Consider the following 2,050-nt stretch of genomic DNA (forward strand, 5'->3'; position numbering starts at 1 on the left):
AGACAACCAGGAGGTTGGCTTAGAAGCAGCCATCCTTGAAAGAGTGCGTAACAGCTCACTGGTCAAGCAGCGCTGCGCCGAGGCTGTAACGGGGCAAAGCGACCCACCGAAGCCGCGGGTTGACTGAGAGGTCAACGGTAGGGGAGCGTCGTGACCGCAGGGAAGGGACGGCGGAAGCCGCACTGGAGCGGGCACGAGTGCGAATGCCGGAATGAGTAACGGAGAAGCGATGTGGCAATCATCGCCACCGAAAGTCAAAGGGTTCTGCCGCACGGATGCACCGCGGCAGGGTAGTCGGGCCTAAGGGGACGGCCACGGCCAGACCCGATGGACAACAGGTGAATAGTCCTGTACCGTGGAGTGGTCGCTTGACCAATGCCGGATGCTGAGGGGTAGTCGCCGCGGCGAGACGAGCGCCGTCCAAGCCGGTAGGGAGCAGGGCGAAGGAAATCCGTCCTGCGCTGACCGAGAGGTGAGTGAAAGGGGGTTGGGGAACCAACCGCCAATGGCGAGGCGCCTGTGCAGCCACGAAAGGCCGGCTCGGGAGACCACCCACGCCCGTACCGCAAACCGACACAGGTAGACAGGTCGAGGAGACCAAGGTGGACGAGTGACCCCCGGTTAAGGAACTCGGCAAATTGACCCCGTACCTTCGGAAGAAGGGGTGCTGCGTGTAGGGTGAAGCCCCTGGCGGGTGGAGCCCGAGGCAGCCGCAGGGTCCAGGCCCGGGCGACTGGATACCAGAACCACAGCTCCCTGCTGAAGCCGGAAGGCGACGTATAGGGGGTGATGCCTGCCCAGTGCCGGAAGGTTAAGGGGAGGGGTGAACGCTCCAAACCGAAGCCCCGGTAAACGGCGGCTGTAACTATAACAGTCCTAAGGTAGCGAAATTCCTTGTCGGGTAAGTTCCGACCCGCACGAAAGGCATCACGATCTGGGCACTGTCTCGACCGGGGGCTCGGTGAAATTGCAGTGGCCGTGAAGATGCGGCCAACTCAGAGCGGGACAAAAAGACCCCGTGGAGCTTTACTACAGCTTGCCATCGGGCCGTGCAGGCGGATGCGTAGGATAGGTGGGAGGCGGAGAAGGCGGACTTGCGGGTCTGCTGGAGCCGACGGTGAAATACCACTCTTCGGTCTGCGCTGCCCTCACCGGCGGAAGGCTGGGACGGTGGCTGGCGGGTAGTTTGACTGGGGCGGTCGCCTCCTAAAGGGTAACGGAGGCGCGCAATGGCGCCCTCAGGCGGGATGGTCATCCGCCGTGGAGTGCAACGGCAGAAGGGCGCTTGACTGCGAGGCAGACAGGCCGAGCAGGGATGAAAGTCGGCCGTAGTGATCCCACAGTACCGGGTGGAAGGGCTGTGGCTTAACGGATAAAAGCTACCCCGGGGATAACAGGCTCAGACCGCCCAAGAGTTCATATCGACGGCGGAGCGTGGCACCTCGATGTCGGCTCGTCGCATCCTGGGGCTGGAGTAGGTCCCAAGGGTTGGGCTGTTCGCCCATGAAAGCGGCACGCGAGCTGGGTTCAGAACGTCGTGAGACAGTTCGGTCTCTATCCGCTCTGAGCGCGTAGAGCAGTGCGCGGGGCTGGCCCTAGTACGAGAGGACCGGGCTGGACGGACCGCTGGTGGAGGAGTTGTGGGGCGGCCTGCAAGCTCCGTAGCTATGTCCGGGAGTGAGAACCGCTGAAAGCATCTAAGTGGGAAACACGCCGCAAGACGACTGCTCTCACAGCGCAAGGCTGGTAAGCCCCCCGCGAGATGAGCGGGATAAGCGGCCGGAGCTGGAGGCGGGGTGACCCGTAGAGGCGACCGGTGCGCAGGGGCGAGGGCTTCCGTCCGTCGCGGCGAGGGGGCCGGGACGGGAGCGTGGTGATGGTGCAGGCAGCAAGAAGGACAATCGCGTGAGGGGTGAAGGGACGACCTTCAACCACTGGGTGTGTGAGGAGCGCGGTGGACCCACCCCGATCCATCCCGAACCGGGTCGTGAAACATCGCAGCGCCGATCCTACTGGCGGCTCTCCGCTGGGAACCTAGGTCCACGCACCC

General features: G+C 63.7%; 2 rRNA genes. Both read left to right on the plus strand.

The annotated features are described in order from the left end of the window. Positions 1–1,842 (plus strand): 23S ribosomal RNA (locus NW816_RS13920); the annotation flags it as partial. A gap of 94 nt (positions 1,843–1,936) precedes the next feature. Beyond that, positions 1,937–2,050: ribosomal RNA gene (gene rrf, locus NW816_RS13925) — 5S ribosomal RNA — on the plus strand; the annotation flags it as partial.

The organism is Synechococcus sp. W55.1, assembly GCF_047461655.1.
Lineage (GTDB): Bacteria > Cyanobacteriota > Cyanobacteriia > Thermostichales > Thermostichaceae > Thermostichus.